The organism is Spirillospora sp. CA-108201 (assembly GCF_050936235.1).
Classification (GTDB): Bacteria; Actinomycetota; Actinomycetes; order Streptosporangiales; family Streptosporangiaceae; genus Spirillospora.
This window is the reverse complement of sequence record NZ_JBNJNE010000001.1, coordinates 1,414,861-1,433,963: the sequence shown is the minus strand read 5'-3', so window position 1 is coordinate 1,433,963 and position 19,103 is coordinate 1,414,861. Positions and strand designations below refer to the sequence as shown.

The 19,103-nt window shown below is 72.9% G+C and carries 16 protein-coding genes and 1 pseudogene; 3 read left to right on the top strand and 14 right to left on the bottom strand.

Annotation, left to right across the window (positions count from 1 at the left end):
* Nucleotide 1: 1 nt before the first annotated feature.
* The 12 genes from ACQEU6_RS06925 to ACQEU6_RS06870 form a co-directional block, all read right to left on the bottom strand.
* Nucleotides 2-787, bottom strand: a complete 786-nt coding sequence (locus ACQEU6_RS06925; RefSeq protein WP_499329837.1) for an ATP-binding cassette domain-containing protein — start codon at nucleotides 785-787, stop codon at nucleotides 2-4.
* The gene (locus ACQEU6_RS06920) at nucleotides 784-1,629 is read right to left on the bottom strand and encodes an ABC transporter ATP-binding protein (RefSeq protein ID WP_499329835.1); all 846 of its coding nucleotides are present in this window, start codon (nucleotides 1,627-1,629) and stop codon (nucleotides 784-786) included. The genes ACQEU6_RS06925 and ACQEU6_RS06920 overlap by 4 nt, the downstream gene beginning before the upstream one ends.
* Nucleotides 1,626-2,531: an ABC transporter permease gene (locus ACQEU6_RS06915; RefSeq protein WP_499329832.1), complete on the bottom strand. Its 906-nt coding sequence runs from the start codon at nucleotides 2,529-2,531 to the stop codon at nucleotides 1,626-1,628. The genes ACQEU6_RS06920 and ACQEU6_RS06915 overlap by 4 nt, the downstream gene beginning before the upstream one ends.
* The gene (locus tag ACQEU6_RS06910; RefSeq protein ID WP_499329830.1) at nucleotides 2,528-3,604 is read right to left on the bottom strand and encodes an ABC transporter permease; all 1,077 of its coding nucleotides are present in this window, start codon (nucleotides 3,602-3,604) and stop codon (nucleotides 2,528-2,530) included. Before ACQEU6_RS06910 ends, ACQEU6_RS06915 begins: the two co-directional genes overlap by 4 nt.
* Before the next feature lie 93 nt (nucleotides 3,605-3,697).
* Nucleotides 3,698-5,323 (bottom strand): ABC transporter substrate-binding protein, encoded by a 1,626-nt coding sequence (locus ACQEU6_RS06905; protein ID WP_499329828.1) that lies wholly within the window; start codon nucleotides 5,321-5,323, stop codon nucleotides 3,698-3,700.
* Nucleotides 5,324-5,362: 39 nt separating this feature from the next.
* Entirely contained in the window at nucleotides 5,363-7,135 is a 1,773-nt protein-coding gene (locus ACQEU6_RS06900) for a hydantoinase B/oxoprolinase family protein (RefSeq protein ID WP_499329824.1), read from the bottom strand.
* A 20-nt stretch (nucleotides 7,136-7,155) separates the two neighbouring features.
* The gene (locus tag ACQEU6_RS06895; protein WP_499329819.1) at nucleotides 7,156-9,210 is read right to left on the bottom strand and encodes a hydantoinase/oxoprolinase family protein; all 2,055 of its coding nucleotides are present in this window, start codon (nucleotides 9,208-9,210) and stop codon (nucleotides 7,156-7,158) included.
* A complete protein-coding gene (locus ACQEU6_RS06890) occupies nucleotides 9,207-10,517 on the bottom strand; it encodes a metal-dependent hydrolase family protein (protein ID WP_499329816.1) in 1,311 nt (436 codons plus the stop codon). The genes ACQEU6_RS06895 and ACQEU6_RS06890 overlap by 4 nt, the downstream gene beginning before the upstream one ends.
* Before the next feature lie 32 nt (nucleotides 10,518-10,549).
* Nucleotides 10,550-11,719: an NAD(P)/FAD-dependent oxidoreductase gene (locus tag ACQEU6_RS06885; protein WP_499329812.1), complete on the bottom strand. Its 1,170-nt coding sequence runs from the start codon at nucleotides 11,717-11,719 to the stop codon at nucleotides 10,550-10,552.
* Nucleotides 11,716-13,134 (bottom strand): FAD-dependent oxidoreductase, encoded by a 1,419-nt coding sequence (locus tag ACQEU6_RS06880; protein WP_499329810.1) that lies wholly within the window; start codon nucleotides 13,132-13,134, stop codon nucleotides 11,716-11,718. The genes ACQEU6_RS06885 and ACQEU6_RS06880 overlap by 4 nt, the downstream gene beginning before the upstream one ends.
* Nucleotides 13,131-13,385, bottom strand: a complete 255-nt coding sequence (locus ACQEU6_RS06875) for a (2Fe-2S)-binding protein (protein WP_499329807.1) — start codon at nucleotides 13,383-13,385, stop codon at nucleotides 13,131-13,133. Before ACQEU6_RS06875 ends, ACQEU6_RS06880 begins: the two co-directional genes overlap by 4 nt.
* The gene (locus ACQEU6_RS06870; RefSeq protein ID WP_499329804.1) at nucleotides 13,382-14,347 is read right to left on the bottom strand and encodes a dihydrodipicolinate synthase family protein; all 966 of its coding nucleotides are present in this window, start codon (nucleotides 14,345-14,347) and stop codon (nucleotides 13,382-13,384) included. Before ACQEU6_RS06870 ends, ACQEU6_RS06875 begins: the two co-directional genes overlap by 4 nt.
* 173 nt (nucleotides 14,348-14,520) lie before the next feature.
* On the opposite strand from ACQEU6_RS06870, the gene ACQEU6_RS06865 reads away from it, so the two are divergent.
* A complete protein-coding gene (locus tag ACQEU6_RS06865; RefSeq protein WP_499329800.1) occupies nucleotides 14,521-15,549 on the top strand; it encodes a LacI family DNA-binding transcriptional regulator in 1,029 nt (342 codons plus the stop codon).
* Nucleotides 15,550-15,918: 369 nt separating this feature from the next.
* Here the strand turns inward: ACQEU6_RS06865 and ACQEU6_RS06860 are convergent, their stop codons facing one another.
* A complete protein-coding gene (locus ACQEU6_RS06860; RefSeq protein WP_499329798.1) occupies nucleotides 15,919-16,059 on the bottom strand; it encodes a hypothetical protein in 141 nt (46 codons plus the stop codon).
* A gap of 990 nt (nucleotides 16,060-17,049) precedes the next feature.
* Here ACQEU6_RS06860 and ACQEU6_RS06855 point away from each other — a divergent pair.
* Both ACQEU6_RS06855 and ACQEU6_RS06850 read left to right on the top strand, forming a co-directional pair.
* Nucleotides 17,050-17,319: a hypothetical protein gene (locus tag ACQEU6_RS06855; RefSeq protein ID WP_499329795.1), complete on the top strand. Its 270-nt coding sequence runs from the start codon at nucleotides 17,050-17,052 to the stop codon at nucleotides 17,317-17,319.
* 190 nt (nucleotides 17,320-17,509) lie between these two features.
* A pseudogene (locus ACQEU6_RS06850) lies at nucleotides 17,510-18,019 on the top strand (GNAT family N-acetyltransferase); the annotation flags it as partial.
* Between the two features lie 444 nt (nucleotides 18,020-18,463).
* On the opposite strand, the gene ACQEU6_RS06845 reads toward ACQEU6_RS06850, so the two are convergent.
* Nucleotides 18,464-19,042, bottom strand: a complete 579-nt coding sequence (locus tag ACQEU6_RS06845; protein WP_499329791.1) for a hypothetical protein — start codon at nucleotides 19,040-19,042, stop codon at nucleotides 18,464-18,466.
* Nucleotides 19,043-19,103: the final 61 nt, after the last annotated feature.

Here is a 19,103-nt window from a genome sequence, read left to right as displayed (position 1 = left end):
CTCAGGTGGTCTGGCGGGCTCGTTCGGCGGCGGGGTCCGGGACGGGCACGGCGTCCAGCAGCGAACGGGTGTAGGGGTGCCGGGGGCTGCGGTAGATCTCCTCGCGGGTGCCGGTCTCCACCAGGACGCCCTGGTCGAGCACGGCGACGCGGTCGCACAGGTAGTGCACGACGGCGAGGTCGTGGGCGATGAAGAGGATCGCCAGGTCGAGCCGCTCCCTCAGGTCCCGGAAGAGGTTGAGCACCTGCGCCTGGACGGACACGTCGAGGGAGGAGACGACCTCGTCGCAGATCAGCACCTTCGGCTCGACGGCGAGGGCGCGGGCGATCGCGATGCGCTGCCGCTGGCCGCCGGAGAAGGAGCGCGGATGGCGGCCCGCGTCGGCCGCGGAGAGCCCGACGGTCTCCAGCAGTTCGGCGGCCTTCGCGGTGCGCCTGCGGGAGTCCGGTTCCAGGCCGTGGACGAGCAGCCCCTCGCCGACCAGCGCGCCGGCGGTCATCCGCGGGTTGAGGGACGAGTAGGGGTCCTGGAAGACCATCTGGACGTCCCGGCGGAGCGCGCGCAGCTCCCGGTGGGACGCGCCGAGCACGTCGCGGCCGCCGAGCAGGACCTGCCCGGAGTCCGGCCTGGTCAGCCGGGCGACACAGCGGGCCACCGTCGACTTGCCGGAGCCCGACTCCCCGACGAGGCCGAGCACCTCGCCGGGCGCGAGGTCGAACGAGACGTCCTTCACCACCCGGCGTCCGCCGTAGCTCTTCACCAGGTTCCGTACGCTGAGGGCGGTCATCGGGCACCTCCTTCCAGGGCCGCCGGGACGTCGTCGACGGTGCTGAGCCGGCGGGACGGGTCGTCGTCGATGCGCGGCACCGAGGCCAGCAGCCCCCGCGTGTAGGGGTTCTCGGGGTCGGCGTAGATCTTCTCGACCGGGCCCTCCTCGACGGGCGCGCCGTGCCGCATGACCACGACGCGGTCGGCGAACCCGGCGACGATCCCGAGATCGTGGGTGATGAGCAGCACGGCCATGGAGCGTTCGTCGGCCAGTTCCCGCAGCAGGGTCAGGACCTGCGCCTGCACCCGGACGTCGAGCGCGGTCGTGGGCTCGTCGGCGATGAGCAGCGCCGGTTCGGCGATCATCGCGATGGCGATGACGACGCGCTGGCGCATGCCGCCGGAGAACTGGTGCGGGTAGTCGTCGAAGCGGCGGTCGGCGTCGCGGACGCCGAGCCGGCCGAGCAGGTCGACGCCGCGCCGCCGGGCCTCCTTCCTGCGCACGCCGCGGATGAGGAGCGGCTGCATGATCTGCCAGCCGATCGTCATCACCGGGTTGAGGGAGGCGAGCGGGTCCTGGAAGACCAGCCCGATCCGGGCGCCGCGGACGGCGCGCATCTCGCGTTCGGACAGCGCGAGCAGGTCGGCGCCGTCCAGGGTGGCGCGGCCGGTGAGGTCGGCGTCGCGGTCCAGCCGCAGGACGGCCCGCGCCGTGACCGACTTGCCGGAGCCGGACTCGCCGACCAGCGCGACCTTCTCGCCGGCCGCGATGTCCAGGTCCACTCCGCGCAGGACCTCGACGGGCCCGTCCGGCCCGGGGAAGGCGGCGCGCAGGTCCCGCAGTGCCAGCAGTGGCTTCATGGCCGCCTCCCGCGGAGCGTCGGGTCGTTGCGGACGCGGAGCCAGTCGCCCACGAGGTTGAAGGAGATCGCCGTCAGCATGATCGCCAGGCCGGGAAGGGCGACGGCCCACCAGCCGTTGGTGAGGTTCCCGGCGGCTCCGGCGATCATCGCGCCCCACTCGGCCGAGGGGACCTGCGCGCCGACCCCGACGAACGACAGGCCGGAGATGACGAGCATGACCGCCGACACGTCCAGCGTCGTCTGCACGTAGAGGGTGTCGAGGGAGTTCGGCAGGACGTGCCGGAACACCAGGCGCGGCGTGGAGACGCCGAGCGTGCGGGCCGCCTCGACGTATTCGGCGTCCCGGACGTCGCGGACCAGGGTGCGAACGAGCCGGGCGTACCCGGGCCACCAGGTGAGGCAGAGGGCGATCACGGCGGAGCGCAGGCCGGGGCCGAGCGCGGCGGCCAGCCCGAGCGCCAGGATGATCGCCGGGAGGGACAGGCCGATGTCGCAGATCCGCATCAGGATCTCGTCGACGACCCGCCCGCCGAGCGCGGCGAGCGTGCCGATCAGGGTGCCGATCAGCGTGGCGACGGCGATCACGGTGACGGTGGCGAGCAGCGACACACGCGCGCCGTACAGGACGCGGCTGAAGACGTCGCGGCCGTTGGCGTCGGTGCCGAACCAGTGCGCGCCCGAGGGGGCGTGCAGCGCCTGCCCGAGGTCCACCGCGTAGGGGTCGTGGGGCGCCAGGAAGGGGCCGACGACCGCGACCAGGACCATCAGCCCCGCGACCGCGAGCGCGGCCCGGTCCACGATGGACACGCGTCCCGACCGTCCGCGCCGGCGCCGCAGCACGGGCCTGCCGCGTCCTGCCGCGGGGTCCCGCTTCGTCACGGGGGCGACGGCCGCCTTCACGATGCCGCCCCTTCCATGACGCCCTTGTCCAGGGGCTCCCCGCCGGGGGCGGCCGCCGGGCGTGCGCGCGGGGGTTGGCGCAGGCGGGGATTGAGCCACAGCTGGACGAGGTCGACGACGATGTTGGCCAGCACGAACACCACTCCGATCACGAGCACGCTGCCGATCACCGCGTACAGGTCGTTCTGCAGGACGGCGTTGACCGCGTAGGCGCCGATCCCCTTGCGCCCGAACACCGACTCGACCAGCACCGTGGAGCCGAGCATCCAGCCGAGCTGCATGCCGAGGATGGTGCTGACCGGGACGAGCGCGTTGCGCAGGCCGTGCCGCACCACCACCCGGCGTTCCGACGCCCCCGTCGCGCGGGCCAGCGTGATGTAGTCCGAGTCCAGCACGCTGATCATGGAGGAGCGGACGGTGCGGGCGACCACCGCGACGAACGCGGCCGCGAGGGTGACGGCGGGCAGCAGCAGGTGGGACGCGGCGTCGCCGAACGCGGCCGGGTCCCCGGCGAGGAGCGCGTCCAGCGAGGTCATGCCGGTGAGCTCGGGCACCTCGCGGCCGAAGCCGAGCTGCCCGGTCAGCGGCAGCACGCCGAGCCGGTCGGCGAACACGAGCTGGAGCATCAGCCCCAGCCAGAACACCGGGACGCCCGCGCCGAACAGCACGATCAGGCGGGCCGCGATGTCGGCGGCGCGCCCCCGGCGGTGGGCGGCGTAGACGCCGAGCGGGACCGCGACCGCCACGTTGATCAGCATCGCGGCGAGGACGAGCTCGATCGACGACGGCAGGGCGCCGGCGATGTCGTCCAGGACGGGGCGCTGGGTGAACACCGACGTGCCGAGGTCGCCGCGCAGGAGGTTCCCGAGGTAGCGCGGGAACTGCTCCCAGATCGGCCGGTCGAGCCCGAGCCGCGCGGACACCGCGGCGACCTGCTCGGCGGTGGCGTTGCGGCCGGCCGCGGCGCGCGCGGGGTCGCCGGGCAGCACCTGGGTCATCAGGAACGTGACGACGCCCAGGCCGAACAGCACGACGACGCTGGTGACGAGCCGTCTCAGCAGGAAACGCGCCATGCCGTGCCTCCCCTCGCTGGAGATCTCATGGATGGGTGCGCCGGGCCCGCGGCGTCCCTGTCGGGGCCGGGGCCGGGGCCCGGCACGGGCCGGTCAGCCGACCTTGACGCCGTAGACGTCGACGGTCTGGTGGTGCGACGCCTGGTAGGCGTAGCCCTCGACGCCCTTGCGCAGGACGGTCACGGTCTGCGGGTTGGACATGTTGACCGACGGGACGTCGGCCGCGATGAGCTGCTGCGCCTGCTTGTAGAGGCCGCAGCGCTCGTTCTCGTCGGTGAGGGCCTGGGCCTTCTCGACCAGCGAGTCGACCTTCGGGTTGGCGAAGCCGCCGGTGTTCTGCCCGTTGTTGATGAACTTGGAGTCGAAGAGCTGGTACAGCACCGAGTCGGGGTCGGGGTTGGGCGGGAAGGCGTAGATCATCGCGAGGTCGGGCGTGGTCTTGTTGCTCTTCAGCCGTTCCACGTGCTCGGGGTAGGTGATCGCCTCCAGCTTCAGCTTGATCCCGACCTTGGCCAGGTCGGACTGGAGCAGCGTGGCGGCCTGTTCCATCTCGGCGGTCGCCTTGAGGTAGGTCATCGTCAGGGAGGCGCCCGAGGACCCGGCGGACTTCAGCGCCGCCTGCGCCTTGGCGACGTCGTGCACCGGCTGGGGGGCGGACGAGTCGAAGCAGGCCATCGTGGGCGGCAGCACGCCCACCGCCTTCTTGCCGGCTCCCTTGAGGATCGAGGTGATGTGCTGGTCGTACTGGTAGGAGGAGGCGATCGCCTCGCGCAGCGCCTTGTTCGACAGCGGCGAGTCCTTCATCTTGAAGAACACGTAGAGCTGGACGTTGGTGTCGGCCTTGTCGACCTTGTAGCCGCCGTTGCCCTCGAAGGACTTCCAGTCGTTGGGGTCGATGTCCATCGCGATGTCGATGTCGCCGGAAAGCAGCGAACTCTTCTGCGTCGCGGCCTGCGGCAGGTAGCGGAACACCACGTTCTTGGCCTGCCCCGAGAAGCCGCCCCAGTACTTGGCGTACTGGGTGTACTTCGCCTCCTGGTTGGCGGTGTAGCCGGTCAGCTTGTAGGGGCCCGAGCCCGCGTCGGCGGTGGCGAGCCACTTCTGCCCCTGGTCGGCGCCCTCGTGCGCGCCGACCAGCTTGGAGTTGAGCAGGTACACGCGGGTCAGCGCCGGGATCATCGGGGCGTAGGGGCGGGCCATCTTGATCGTCAGATGGGTGTCGTCGACGACCTCGGTGGACTCGTAGGGGGTGACCAGCGACGCGACGCCCACCTTCAGCTTCTTGATCCGGTCCAGGCTGTACCTCACGTCCGCCGCGGTGAGCTGCGCGCCGTCGTGGAAGGTGACGTCCCCGCGCAGGGTCACGTCGATGGAGCGGCCGTCCCCGGAGACCTTCCACCCGGTCGCGACGCTCGGCACGATCTTGTTGTTCGCGTCATACCTGACGAGGGTGTCGTAGGCGGGCCGGGCCACCTCGTCGACCGTGGAGTTGTCGGCCTGGACGGGGTCGAACGTCGCGGGCGGCTCGTTCTCGGCGATGATCAGCGTCTGGGTGCGGGCGGAGGTCCCGCCGCCGGACCCGCCGCACGCGGCGGCGGCGAGGGCCCCCGCCGCGAGGACGGCCGTCAGCCGCAGCCCGGCGCGCCCGCGGGTGCGGAGCGGACCGGGGAACCACCTGGTCCTCGACGGCTCACCGGCCGTGACAGTTGTGTGGAGCACTGGTGTCTCCCCTTCGTGGACGTGTCCGGGCGGACGGTGTCAGGTGTCATGCCGGTCGGCGGGGGGCTGCGTTCCGCGCCGTTCGGCGCGGGCCGCGGTCTCGGTGTGGGAGCCGTCGGGGGCGACGACCAGGCCGTAGTCGCGCTCGGCGGCCTCGGCGGTGACGTAGCCGTCCAGGACGTCCGCGACGACCGCGGCGGGGTCGCGGTCCAGGGGGTTCCCGTGGCCGCCGCCGCCGGCGGTGCGGTTGACGAACCGGTCGCCGGCCCGCATCGCGGCGCGGTACATGCCGACCCGCCGCTCGCGGTCGGTCCCGGGCCACAGCGTCATCCCGCTGGGCTCGGGCTCCAGCCCGCCGTGCAGGGCCCACGGCCGCGTCTTGCTCTTCTTCTTCATCGACAGCACCTCGCCGTCGGCGAGGTAGCCGACCTCGCGCAGGACGCCGACACCGCCGCGGTAGCGGCCCGCGCCGCCGGAGTCGGGGATCAGCTCCAGCCGCTCGTGGAAGATCGTCGACTTGTGCTCCAGCACCTCGATCGGGGTGTTGCGGACCACGCTCTGCGAGGGGTGCTGCTGCGCGTTGGCCCCGTCGCGGTCCCGCCGGGCGCCCCAGCCGATGCCCTCGTTGTTGCTGATGACGAAGTCGTCGCCGGTGCGCGGGTCGTGGCCGAGGGCCATGAATCCGGGTTCGTCGCCGCCGGAGGAGGCGGGGATGGTGTCGAGGACGCCCGCGAGCGCCTTGTGGATCAGCTCGAAGGCGACGATGCCGCTCCACTGGGTGAACGTCGCGGACGGGTAGACGGCGTGGAAGAAGTTCCCCGGGTCCGCCTTGACGGTCAGGGCCCGGTAGTGGCCGGCGTTGGACGGCTCTTCCGGTGTGGTCAGCTCCTTGAAGGTGGACTTGGCGAGGCTCTCGGTGGCGCCGATCGGAAGGTTGACCGGGCCGAGCACGGCGCCGTCGGAGCCGTTGAAGTCGACCTCCATCCGGTCGCCGTCGATGGTGACCCTGACCTCCATGCGGATCAGGTCGTCGGTGATGCCGTCGTCGTCGCAGTAGTCGGCGGCGGTCCAGGTGCCGTCCGGCAGGGCCGCGACCGCCGAGCGGGCGACGCGCTCGCCGTGCTCGATGATCTGCTTGACGGCCCGGTCCACGACCTCGCCGCCGAACTTGTCCCACACCTGCGCGAGCCGGTTCTCCCCGGTGCGCAGGGCGGCGAGTTGGGCGTGGAAGTCGCCGACGGTGAGGTCGGGCAGCCGCGAGTTGAAGCGGATGAGCTCGACGATGTCGCGGACGACCTCGCCCCGGTGCACGATCTTCGTGCCGGGGAAGATCAGCCCTTCCTGGTGCATGTCGGTGGAGTCGAGGACGTAGCCCGGGGCCTTCGCGCCGAGGTCCATCCAGTGGGCGCGGACGGCGAGGTAGGCGGACGGCTCGCCGCGACCCTCCCGGAACACCGGCGCGAACAGCATCGCGTCGTAGGAGTGCGCGCCGCTCCAGTACGGGTAGTTGAGCAGGTAGACGTCGCCGGGGGCGAGGTTCTCCCGGCCGACGTACTCGACGCCCTTGACGATCGCGTGGTCGTTGGCGCCGAGGAACGAGGTGATCCCGGCGGCCTCGGCCATCAGCTCCAGGTCCCCGTCATAGATCGAGATGCCGAAGTCGAGGACCTCGTAGATCACGGGGTTGAACGCGGCGCGCACCAGCGTGCGGCGCATCTGCTCGCCGACGGAGACCAGGTAGTTGCGGATCACCTCGACGGTCGCGCCGTCCAGCGGGGCCGCCCCTTCCCCGCCGGGCTGGGTCGTGCTCATCGGACCATCTCCTGTCTGGCTCACTGGGCCGTCTCCGGGCTGCTCACCAGCAGGTGGCCGTGGACGTCCACGGTGAGCCGCTGGTCACTGAAGATCACCGTTGTGGAGGTGCCCTCCTCGACGATCGCGGGGCCCGGCACCGCGTGCCCGGGCGCGAGGGCCTGCCGCTCGTAGACGGGGAACGGCACGGTGTCGCCGGTGGCGACATCGAAGGCGGGGCGGCTCCCGGCGGGTTCGGGGGTGCCGGTGCCGGTGCCGGAGAGCCTGCGCAGGCCGGGCTTCGGCAGGACGCCTACCGCCCGGACCCGCAGCGTGAGGATCTGCCCGCTGTCCGGCATGGCGTGCCCGTAGCGGGCGCGGTGCAGCTCGTGGAACCGGTCGAGGATCGCGGCGGCGTCGTCCCCGGGCCGCAGGTCGATGGCCAGCGTGTGCTCCTGGCCGTGGTAGCGGACGTCCAGGCGGCGGACGAGGGTGCGGTCCTCCGGCTTGACGCCCTGGAGCGACAGGACCTCCTCACCCTGGTTCTCCAGGTCGGCGAAGGCCGGTTCCAGCTCGGCGAGGGTGGCGTCGCCGAGCGGCTTGAGCACGGTGGTGGCGAACTCGTACTCCAGGTCCGACATGAGCATCCCGAACGCCGAGAAGGCCGCCGGGACCTGCGGGACGACGGTCTCGGTGATGCCCATCTCACGGGCCAGCATCGGGCCGAGCAGCGGGCCCGCACCGCCGAACGCAAGGAGCGCGAACTCGCGGGGGTCGAGGGCCCGCTCGACCGTGATCTCGCGGAGCGCGCCGACCGTCCGGGCGAGCAGGACCCGCAGGACGCTCGCGGCGGCCTCGGTCACCCCGACGCCGAGCGGGCCGGCGAGCTTGCCGGCCACGGCGGCGCGGGCGGCGTCCGCGTCGATGCTCATGTCGCCGCCGAGGAACGCGGCCGGGTCGAGGTAGCCGAGCACCAGCGCGACGTCGGTCACGGTCGGCTCGGTGCCGCCGGCCCCGTAGGCGACGGGGCCGGGCACGGCGCCGGCGCTCTGCGGCCCGACCTTGAGCAGCCCGTGGTCCATCCAGGCGATGGAGCCGCCGCCCGCGCCGACCGTGCGGATGTCGAAGATCGGGATGAGCAGCGGGAAGCCGTCGATCGCGGCCTCGTGCACCTCGCCGGGGGAGCCGTCCTCGATCACGCAGCAGTCCACGCTGGTGCCGCCGACGTCGAAGGAGATCAGCTTGTCCCGGCCCAGCTCGCGGGCCAGGAACGAGGCGCCGACCACGCCGCCCGCCGGGCCCGACAGGACCGTCATCAGCGGCGCGCGGCGGGCCAGCTCGGCGGTCATCGCGCCGCCGCCCGACCGCATGATGTGCAGCGGGCGGGTGAGCCCGGCGTCACCGAGCCGGGTCTCCAGCGCCCCGATGTAGTCGCTGAGGACGGGGCGGATGTAGGCGTCCAGCGTCGCGGTGCTGGTCCGCTCGTACTCCCGGTACTCCCGGCTGATGTCGGTGGACACCGAGATCGACACGTCCGGGTACGCGTCGCGCAGGATCTGCGCGGCGCGCCGCTCGTGCGCGGGCTCGGCGTAGGAGTGCAGGAAGCAGACGGCGAGGGAGCGCAGCCCGTGCTCCTCGACCAGGATCCGGCCCGCCTCGCGGACGGCGTCCTCGTCGAGCGGCTCCACCTCGGCGCCCTGGGCGTCGATCCTGCCGGGCACGCCCGTGCGGTGCCGGCGCGGGACGAGCGGCGGCGGCGGGGCGTAGGCGAAGTCGTACATGTGCTGGCCCGGCACGTTGGCGCGGGCGATCTCCAGCAGGTCCCGGAACCCGGCGTTGGTGATGATCCCGACGTCGGCGCCGCGGCGCTGCAGGATGGCGTTGAGCCCGAGCGTGGTGCCGTGCACGAACGCCTCGACGTCGTCCAGCCGCCCGGCGAGCCCGCCGACGGCGTCCAGCACGCCCCGCGCGGGGGCGTCCGGGGTGGTCGGGGCCTTGTGCAGCCGCAGCTCGCCGGTCGCCTCGTCGTAGGCGATGGCGTCGACGAACGTGCCGCCGATGTCGACCGCGAGCCGGGTGCGGGGCGAGGACGTCACAGGGTGCCTCCGGGGGCGTCGGCGGCGGCCCGTCCGGCCGGCGCGGCGGGCAGGTCGTCGCGGACGACGCGTCCGCCCTGCATGACGAAGGGGATGCGGCGCAGCGCGGACAGGTCCGACAGCGGGTCCCGGTCGGTGACGATCAGGTCGGCGAGCAGGCCCTCCTCGACGGCCCCGGCCTTCCCGTGCAGGCCGACGAGCCGGGCGGCGTCGCTGGTGCCGGCGCGCAGCGCCTGCTCGGGGCTGAGCCCGGCCTCGGTGAGGAACTCCATCTCCCGGACGGCGACGACGGTGCCCTCGATGGGCTCGCCCGGCGGGTAGTCGGTGCCGGCGAGCATGGTGATCCCGGGCGCGCTCGGGTCACGCGGGTCGGCGATGCCGGCCGCGATCGCCCGGCGGATGCTGGCGAGGTGGCCGGGGCCGACCTCCAGGGCCCGCTGGATCTGCCACTCGCTGAAGGAGTGCTCGGCCATCCAGTCGGGGCAGCGGGTGACGCACAGGGTGGGGGTGAGGAAGACGCGCCGCTCGGCCATCTCCTTCGCGGTCGCGTCGTCGAGTTCGTAGGCGTGCTCGTAGCCGCGGACCCCGGCGGCGAGCGCCTCCCGGATCGCCGACCCCGATCCCGCGTGCGCGGTGACGTAGGTGCCGTGCTCCTCGGCGGCCCGCACGACCCCGCGCATCTCCTCCAGCGTCATCTGGGCGCCGGTGAACGACTCGCCCTCGTGCGCGATCCCGCCGGTGATGAACACCTTGATCAGGTCCGCGCCCGCGGCCAGTTCGGTGCGCGCCGCGCGCAGGAAGCCGTCGTGGCCGTCGGCGTAGGAGCAGGCGGAGCCGTGACCGTGGCCGCCGGTGGTGGAGACGGCGCGGCCGGCGCCGATGATGCGGGGCGCGTCCACCCAGCCCTGCTCGACGCCGGTGCGGACGAGCAGGTCGGCGCGGTTCTGCTCGTGGACGCAGCGGATCGACGTGACGCCCGCGTGGAGCGCGTCCTGCGCCCGCGACAGGGCGCGCATCGCGGTGAGGCCGGGGTTCTCCGCCTCGTCGGTGGCGGAGAACGGGTACACGACCGACAGGTGCGTGTGCACCGAGATCAGTCCGGGCAGCAGGTACCGGCCGCCGAGATCGACGCGCTGCGCGCCCGGTTCCGGCTCCTCGGTGGTGATCTTCTCGATCCGGCCCGCCGCGACCGCGACGTTGGCGCCCCGGCGGATCGTCCCGCCGAGCACGTCGACGACGTGCCCGCCGGTCAGCCAGAGGGTCCCCTCCCGCGGCGCGGGCCGCCGCGCGGTGGTCGTTGTCGGCACCGCTGTCTCCTCTCTCATCGGGCCTGCTCGTCTCATCGCGCCTGCTCATAGGGCGCGGCCGGCTCCAGGAGCCGGTCCGGCCCGAGGTCGCGGACGTCGACCGGGGTCGGCTTCCCCTCGACCAGGCAGCGCAGGGTCTCGCCCCACAGCGGGGCGAAGGTGAAGGCGTAGGTTCCGCCGGCGACCAGGAAGCCGGGCGCGCCCGGCACCTCCCCGATCACCGGCATCTCGTCGGGGGTGGCTGCCAGGGGGCCGGCCCATGTCCGCAGCAGCCGCAGGTCGCGCACGAACGGCAGGACGCGGGCGGCCTGGGCGACGTTGCCGAGGACGCTGGACACGCTGACCGGGCTCCGGCCGTCCGGGTCCAGCCGCAGGGCGGGCCAGCCGCCTCCGATCAGCAGGTTCCCCGCGGCGACCTGCTTGACCGACAGGCCCTCGCCGATGTGCTGGACGAGGTGCCGCAGCGTCTCGGGGAGCCGGACGGTCACGTGCATCTGGATGGCGACGGGCGTCATCCGCAGGCCGATCCCCGCCAGCGCGGCGATCTCCCCGAGCCAGGGCCCGGCCACGTCGACCACGTGCGGGGCCTCGACGGTGAGGTCCCCGGCGGTGACCCGCCAGCCCGATCCGGAACGTTCCACGGCGCGGACCGGGCAGAACGGGTGCAGCCGGGCTCCGTGCCGCACCGCCGCCGCCAGGTAGGCGGGGGTGGTCAGCAGCGGGTTGGCGTACCCGTCCAGCGGGCACCAGGTGGCCGCGGTGACGGTGGGGCCGAGCAGCGGCAGCGCGGCGCGGGCCCCGCCGCCGTCCAGGACCTCGGTGCGGATCCCGGCCCGTTCCTCCCACGCGTGCTTGGCGATCAGCTCGGCACGCTGCGCGGGCGTCTCGGCGATGGTGAAACCGCCGCTGCGGCGCAGTTCCACCGAGGTCTCCAGCTCCGCCTCGACCGAGTTCCACCGGTCGCTCGCGGCGCGTTGGAGGGGCAGGAACCGGGCGCTGTCGAGCGGGACCTCCTGCCCGGGCCGCCGGGTGTGGACGGCCTGGACGTGCAGGTTACCCGCTGTCGTGCCCGATCCCTCCCGGCCCGGAGCGCCGCGGTCCAGGACGATCACCCGGTGCCCGCCGCGGGCGAGGTGGAAGGCGGCCGCGCCGCCCAGCACCCCGGCGCCGATCACGACCACGTCGGCGGTCAGCGCGCTCATCCGTCGCCCCCGTCCTGCTCGCCGAGCGCGAGCAGCGTCTCGACGGGCACGGGGCGGACGGGCTGGCGTGCCGGGAAGACCGGGACACCGCACCGTCCCGCGGCGCCGGCGGCGTCGCGGACGAGGCCGGCGACGGCGAACCCGCAGAAGCGGCCCTGGCAGGGGCCCATCCCGGCGCGCGACCAGGACTTGGCGGCGTTCAGGTCGCCGCCCGCCCGCTCGGCGGCGGCGGAGCGCACGGCGGCGGCGGTGACCGCTTCGCAGCGGCACACGATCGTGTCGTCGTCCAGGGTGGCCGCCAGCGCCCTCCGCAGCTCGGCCGGGCTCGGGTACAGGGCGTCGCTGAGCGCGGTGAACAGGGTGAGGGCGCGGCCCCGCGCGGCGAGCCGGGCGATCTCCCGGCGGCCGGGGGCGGCGGGGCTCCCTTCCCGGAGGAGGATGTGCGCGGCGACCGTCGCGCCGCGGACCAGGGCACGGTGGACGCCGCCGACGCCGGCCGCCTCACCGGCCACGTACACGCCGGGCCGGCTCGTGCGGCCGAAGGCGTCGGTGACGGGTTCGGCGTCGCCGGTCACCGCGTCGGCGCGGATCTCGCAGCCGAGCAGGCGGGCAAGGTCGGTCTGCGGCCGGAACCCGTACCCGACGCAGAGGGCGTCGACGTCCACGGTCCGCAGCGGCCGTTCCGGATCAGCGGTGGCGGCGAGCGTGGCCGACGAGACGCGGTCGGCCCCGGACGCCCTGCTCACGACGCGCCCCTGCCAGAGCGGAACGCGCGCGCGAGCCAGCCGCGCCGCGTATCCCGCCAGTTCGCGGAGCCGGGCGGGATGCCGCAGCGCCGTGGCCGCCCGCAGCGACGGCCGGTAGGGGTGCCCGGCCTCCGCGACGCCGACCACGTCGGCGCCGGCGGCGAGCAGGGAGCACGCGACGGGCAGCAGGAAGGGGCCCGACCCGGCGACCAGCACCCGCCGGCCCGGCGGGATGCCATCGGCGGCGGCCAGGTGCTGGGCGAAGCCGGGCGTCGTGACGCCGGGGAGCTGCCAGCCGGGGAACGGGTGGGTCCGCTCGTAGGCGCCGGTGGCCACGATCACGTGGCGTCCGCGCAGCCGGACCGCGGTCCCGTCCGGGCCGGTGCCGAGGAGGGTCCGCCTGTCGTCGTCGACGCCCCAGACCAGGTGGCCCGTCCGGCAGTCGACGCCGAGGTCGCGGACGCGGGCGATGAGCCGGGCGCCCTCCGGGCGGTGGTCGCCGTGCTCGCGCAGCACGGTGGGCGACGGGCGGCGGTAGTACTGGCCGCCGAGCTCGGGCTGCTCGTCGACGAGGGTCACGGCGAGCCCGGCGGCGGCCAGCCTCGCCGCGGCCGACAGCCCGGCCGGGCCACCGCCCACGATCAGCACGTCGCACGCGGCGGCCGTCACGGCGCCCCCGTCTCGACGGCCATGCCGGGCAGGACCCTGGTCAGGCACGCCCGCACGCCGGGCCGCCCGTCGACGGTGACCTCGCACTCGAAGCACACGCCCATCCCGCAGAACGGCCCGCGCGGCTCCCCGCTGACGGGGTTGTCGCGCAGCCGCCAGCGCCCGTCGGCCACGAACACGGCGGTCAGGGAGGTGCCCGCGGCGGCGTCCACGGGTTCCCCGTCGATGGTGATCCGGGTGCCGGTGCTCATGGCCGCGCCCCGGCCGCGTCCCGCTCCGGCGCGAGGGCGTCCGCCAGGCCGGACTCCTCCAGGACCGCGCCGATCGCCTCCAGCGCGGCGCCGGTGACCGGCCGCAGCGGGGGGCGGACGTGCCCGCCCGGCTGCCCGAGCAGGGACATGGCCCCCTTGAGCTGGGCGATCGGCGAGCCGAACACGCCGCTGTAGTCGGGGCGGATGAGCCTTCCCGACAGGCCGGTGTAGCGGTCGGCCCAGGTGCGGGCGGCGGCGCCGTCGCGGCGGGCGACGGCCTCGTAGTAGGGGACGGCGAACGGGGCGCCGAGCCCGCCGCCGTCGATGTTGCCGTCGCCGCCGAGTTCCAGCAGGACGGCCAGGCCGCGGCGGTGCAGGAAGCTGCCGAAGACGCGGACGCGGTCGGCGACCGCCTCGACCGTCGCGAGCATCCGGAGCCAGTCCCCGGTGCTGTCCTTGATCGCGGCGACCCGGGGCAGGTCGGCCAGCCGCCGGACCAGGTCCGGGTGGTCGCCCATGTCGACGGCGACGCCGCGCGGCCAGTTGTAGACCATGAACGGCAGGTCCGTGGCCGCGCTGACCTCGGCGAAGAACGCGAGGAGCTCCTCCGGGCCGGGGTGGACGTAGGGCGGCGGGGTGGCGAGCACGCCGTCGGCCCCCGCGTCGGCGGCGTGCCTGGCCAGCCCGATCGCCTCGGCCGGGGTGTACGCGGTGACGCCGACGACCACGGGAACCCGGCCGGCGATCTCGGCGACGGCGATCTCGGCGACCCGCCGGCGCTCGGCGGGGCTCTGGCTGAACCACTCGCCGGTGCTGCCGTTGACCAGCACGCCGTGCACGCCCTGCCGCACGTACAGCCGCAGCAGCGCGCGCCAGGCGTCCTCGTCCAGCGCGCCATCCGCGGTGAACGGCGTGGGCGCCGCCGGCCAGTAGCCGTGCCATGAGACGTCGTCGCGATCCAAGATCTTTCCCCGAGTCTGTAGAGCTCATCCCGCTGGGATCGGTTGCATAAGGTTGCGGCAGAGGTAACTCGGGTGTCAAGAGTCGTCTTCAAGCTTTTTGTTGCCCCACCCTCGCCCACACTCCTGTGGCATGATGAGCACGCCAGTGGGATCGATTGCAGAGACGGAGCACGATGAGCGTCACCCTGAAGGACGTGGCCGCCGCCGCGGGCGTCTCGCGCAGCACCGCCTCCCGGGCGCTGAGCGGCTCGTCCCTGATCGCCGCCGAGACGCGCGCCCTCGTCGAGGACGCCGCCCGGCGCCTCGGCTACCGGCCGAACCGCGCGGCCAGCTCGCTGCGGTCCCGGCAGTCGCACCTGATCGGGCTCGTCGTCGGCAACCTGGTGAACGCCTCGTTCCACACCGTCGCCGAGGTCGTCCAGCGCCGCGCCGCGGCCGAGGACTACCAGATGATGCTCTACATCACCGACGCCGACCCGCGCCGCGAGGAGACCATCCTCAGGACGCTAGGCGAGCACGGCGTGGACGGCCTGATCCTGATCGGCACCGGTTCCAACGCCGCCGCCTCCAACGCCCTGCTGGCGGGCGGCACCGCCGTGGTCAACCTCATCCGCGGCGCGGCCGAGAGCGCCTCCCCGACCGTCCTCGCGGCCGACCGCGACGGCGCCCACGAGGCGACCCGGCACCTGCTGGACCTCGGCCACCGCCACATCGCCTACATCGGCGGACCGCCCGACACGAACTCCGGCCAGGAGCGGTTCGCGGGATACGAGCAGGCCCTGCGCGAGCGCGGCCTCCAGGTGGACGAGCGGCTGGTCGAGCGCGGCCCGTTCGAACCGGCCTTCGGCTCCGACGCGACCGACCGGCTGCTGCGCCGCGCCCCGGAGATGACCGCCCTCCTCGCGGCCAACCACGAGGCCGTCTTCGGCGTCCTGCCCGCCCTCGTGGCCGCAGGCGTCCGCGTCCCCGACGACCTCTCCCTGGTCTGCTACGAGGACATCAGCTGGCTCCGCTGGTGGCACCCGCCCGTCACGGTCGTCGACAACGGCGCCCGGGAACTGGGCGAACTCGCCATGGACCTGCTCCTCCAGCAACTGGAACGCGGCCGCGGCAAAGTCCCCCCCGCCCGGAACGGCCGCACCTACCGCGTCGGCGCCCAACTCGTCCAGCGCGGTTCCTGCGCCCCGCCACCAGACCGCTAATACTCCGAGGATCCGCCCCCCGCCTAACAACCGGCTCGGCGACGATCAAAACCCCGGCGTTGCTTCGGGCGGCGGGCGAACGGGACGACGCGCGCCGCCCCGCGGCCGACCGCTCCCGCCGACCAGGGCGAGCAGAGGTTCGGTTGGTGGGCGGGCGTCCGGTCCTCTTCATCGCGGACCGCTTCCTCCGCAGAAGCCTGGCGCGCTTCCCCAGGGCGTCGGTCTGGCGCGGGTTGTCCAGGGCGCCAGTACAACCACGCATCGGCGCGTCGGCGACGTCCATCTGGGGCAGCAACGTGGGTTGCTGCCGCGACGGTGCAGCGGTTCGGTCCCGGCGCCGTCCTTCTCGCTGAGAATCGGCCCTCGCCGTCAGCCGCCGTCCGAACTCTTGCCGCGCTCGCCCAGGACGACCACTCCGATCCCGAGGAGGCCGGTCGCGATGCCGATGAACGGCTGATAGTCGTGCGCCCACTTCAGCAGGAACCCGAACTTCGCGTCGTCACTGAACACCGTGGCGATGGCCGAGCCAAAGCCCTGGATTATTATGATTACCCCAAGAATTCCCCACATGGGATGAGTGTGTCGGCCTCGGACGCCGGGCGATACGAGCCAAGGTCTACAGCGATCACGACTTTGGTCGTCGCGGATGCGGCGACCAAAGTCGTCGCAACCTCCGCGAGCCGCGGACGTCTGGGGCGCCTCGTGGGAATTAGCGGCCCCGCTAGCGACTCATAGGATCCTGACTGGCGTCCTGGTCCAGGTCTCAAAAAGCGTCGGCCCGCAGGTTGAGGGGCCTCAATCCTGCGGACCGGTCAATCATGGGTTCAAGCTCTAGGCCCTCACGGACCTGGAGTTGCCATTCCCCGGGGTCCAGGACCTCGGTCCCGCCGGTCCCGCCGGTCCCGTCGGGCCGGCGGGTGATGGCCGAGACGCGGCCGGAGTCCGTCGTGACGATCCGCACCGCGGGCTCTCCGGTCACCTGGGCCTCCGCAGGCAAGGGCGACCGTAGGCAAGGGCGCCCGTAGCTCCTCCGGAGTCGGAAGCGACCCGTTCTCAGCAAGGCGACGGCCAGCCGTGATCGGCATCACATGCGCTTCGCGCTCCGGCGGGATTCATTCCCCGAGCGTGAAGGCGGTGAGCCCCCGCCGCGGAGCGGCCACGCAAAGGCATGTCGCGTGATTTTCGGCGCTTCGGGGGCCTGTTCTCATGTCGCGGTGACCCGCGCGGCCGCTCGCATTGCTGATCCGCGCACGTCACCACTGAGACCTCGTATTGGTCAGAGAGTTGCATCCCTAGGGCGAACGGAACGGCCGTCGGCGCCGACGACGCTGTGACCAGCCTGAGGGGGAGTTTCATGTCCTCCAAAGTGCCCGCGCCGGGCGTTCTGGCGTAGCCGGCAGCCGAAATTTTTGGCTTGATGGCCATCAAGCGCCCCCACAAGGTGGGGCACGCCCCTCGCCTCGCGCGAAAAGGCAAAACCAGAACGAAGGTGTGATCTAGATGCCTGAGCCCGCTAAGAACGACTCACCGAACGATTCCGACGATGCCCTGATCGATGCCATCCTCGGCATCTGGATCGGTGGGATCGTCCTCGGCGTCCTCGGCGTCGTGGTCGGCATCGTTGGTGTCGTCGGCGGCTTCATCGAGCACCCCGACGGCTCCGCGACCGCGATCGTCGCCTCAGGGATGACGGGCACCTTGATCGGCTTCTTTGTCGGTCTGATCGTCGGCAGCCTGAGCGGTTCGAGAGACCGCCCGCGCCGACGCTGAACAAACAGGGTTTTCGCCGAACCGGCGAAGACCTCCGACATGAAGCGGCCTCTTTGGGAGGCCGCTTCATTCTGCCCTGTTCCCGCATCCCCGCGGGCGTCCCGCGAAGCCGGCGTTCGGCCGTATCGGATGAGAGAACCTGCCAACGGCATCAGGTACCGGTGGACGGTGCCGCGGATATCGTCGGATCATGCCCGAGAGACTTCACGGCCAGTGGGTGACCCTGCGGCCCGCGACGGTGGACGACGTGCCGGTGCTGGCAGCGATCCGTGCAAGACCGGAGATCCGCCGGTGGTGGCGAGGCGGCCCGGACCCGGCCGCCGAAGTGGCCCGCGAGCTCGCCGAATCCGACACCGGGAAACTGGCCGTCGAGCACGAGGGCCAGACCATCGGCCTGATTCAGTGGCATGCCGAACTGGACCCCGATTACCGACACGCCGGTATCGACATCTACCTCGACCCGTCCGTGCGCGGGCGCGGCCTGGGGCCCGACGCGATCCGCACTCTCGCCAGGCACCTGTTCGAGGGCCACGGGCACCACCGGATCACCATCGACCCTGCGGTCTCCAACGTTGCCGCCATCCGCTGTTACGAAAAGGTCGGCTTCCGTCCGGTCGGCGTCATGCGCCGGTACGAACGCGGCGCCGACGGCACGTGGCACGACGGTCTCCTCATGGATCTCCTGGCCGAAGAGCTGACCGGGCCCGCCCTCACCACGGGAGTAGCCGGATCGCTGCCGGCGGGGCAGCGATCGGCTCATGATCAGCCGTCGGATCGAGCAGGCTGACACGCTCTCGTCGCCCGGTCCGGGGCCGTCCAGGCGGGGGACCGCCGCGATGCCCCCAGGTGTCCCTGCCGATGCGTTCTCGCACATGCAATCTGGCGCCGCAGTCGAAGGGGCGGCCCCACTTTGCCGCGGTGCCCTCCTCCGTGCACGCTCACCGCTGGCGTACGTGGGCCAACCCCTGACATCGACTTGGCGTCCACCATGCGGCGACTGTCCTGCCCGCGCGGCGAGCATCTGTTCAAGACCGCCGCTCGCGACATGGACCCCCACGCCCGCGGCTGATCGCCCCAGCGACTCCGCCACTCCGCCACTCCGCCCTCACCGCCTGCCAGATCCTTCGGGTCGTGGTCGGTCAGGTCAGTGCCTCCCACTGGCGCTCTGGTTGACGTTCCGTCCGAGGCGCAGTGCTGAGACGAGGAAGAAGACGCCGCCGAGCAGGGCGTAGCCGGCCACGTTGGACAGAGAAGCGTCTTCGCGGGACGCCATGAGGAAGAACGACGTGCCGGCCAGCACGGAGATCGCCCCGCTGGCGATCATCGCCCACTGGCCGCCCAATCGGCGCCGCCGGACGGCCACGACGAGCTGCACGATGCCGGCCACGACGGCCCAGGCCCCCCAGACGCGCAGGGCGGCCGGGATTCCGGAGGCGAGGGCGACGGCGAGTCCGACGGTGGCGAGGGTGCTGATCGCGATGTTGACGTAGAGGCCTTGGGCCGACCCGCCACTCACGTCTACCCGGGCGGAGCGGGCATCGACTATGGCGGCGGCCACGTCGAACGCCGGGTACAGCACGATCAGCACCGCGGTCAGCGGGTTGATGCTGGACGCGGTCGGGAACAGCAGGGCCGCCCAGACGAGGGCGAACCCGAAGCGCACGAAGTAGAGCCGCCGAAGCGTCGGTGCGACGCCGGTCGCAGCCGGGGCGGTGATGGTCATGACAGACGGCCAGAGCGGCAGCGCGGGGAGGCAGGGGCGGTCCGAGGCTCGAGAACGACTG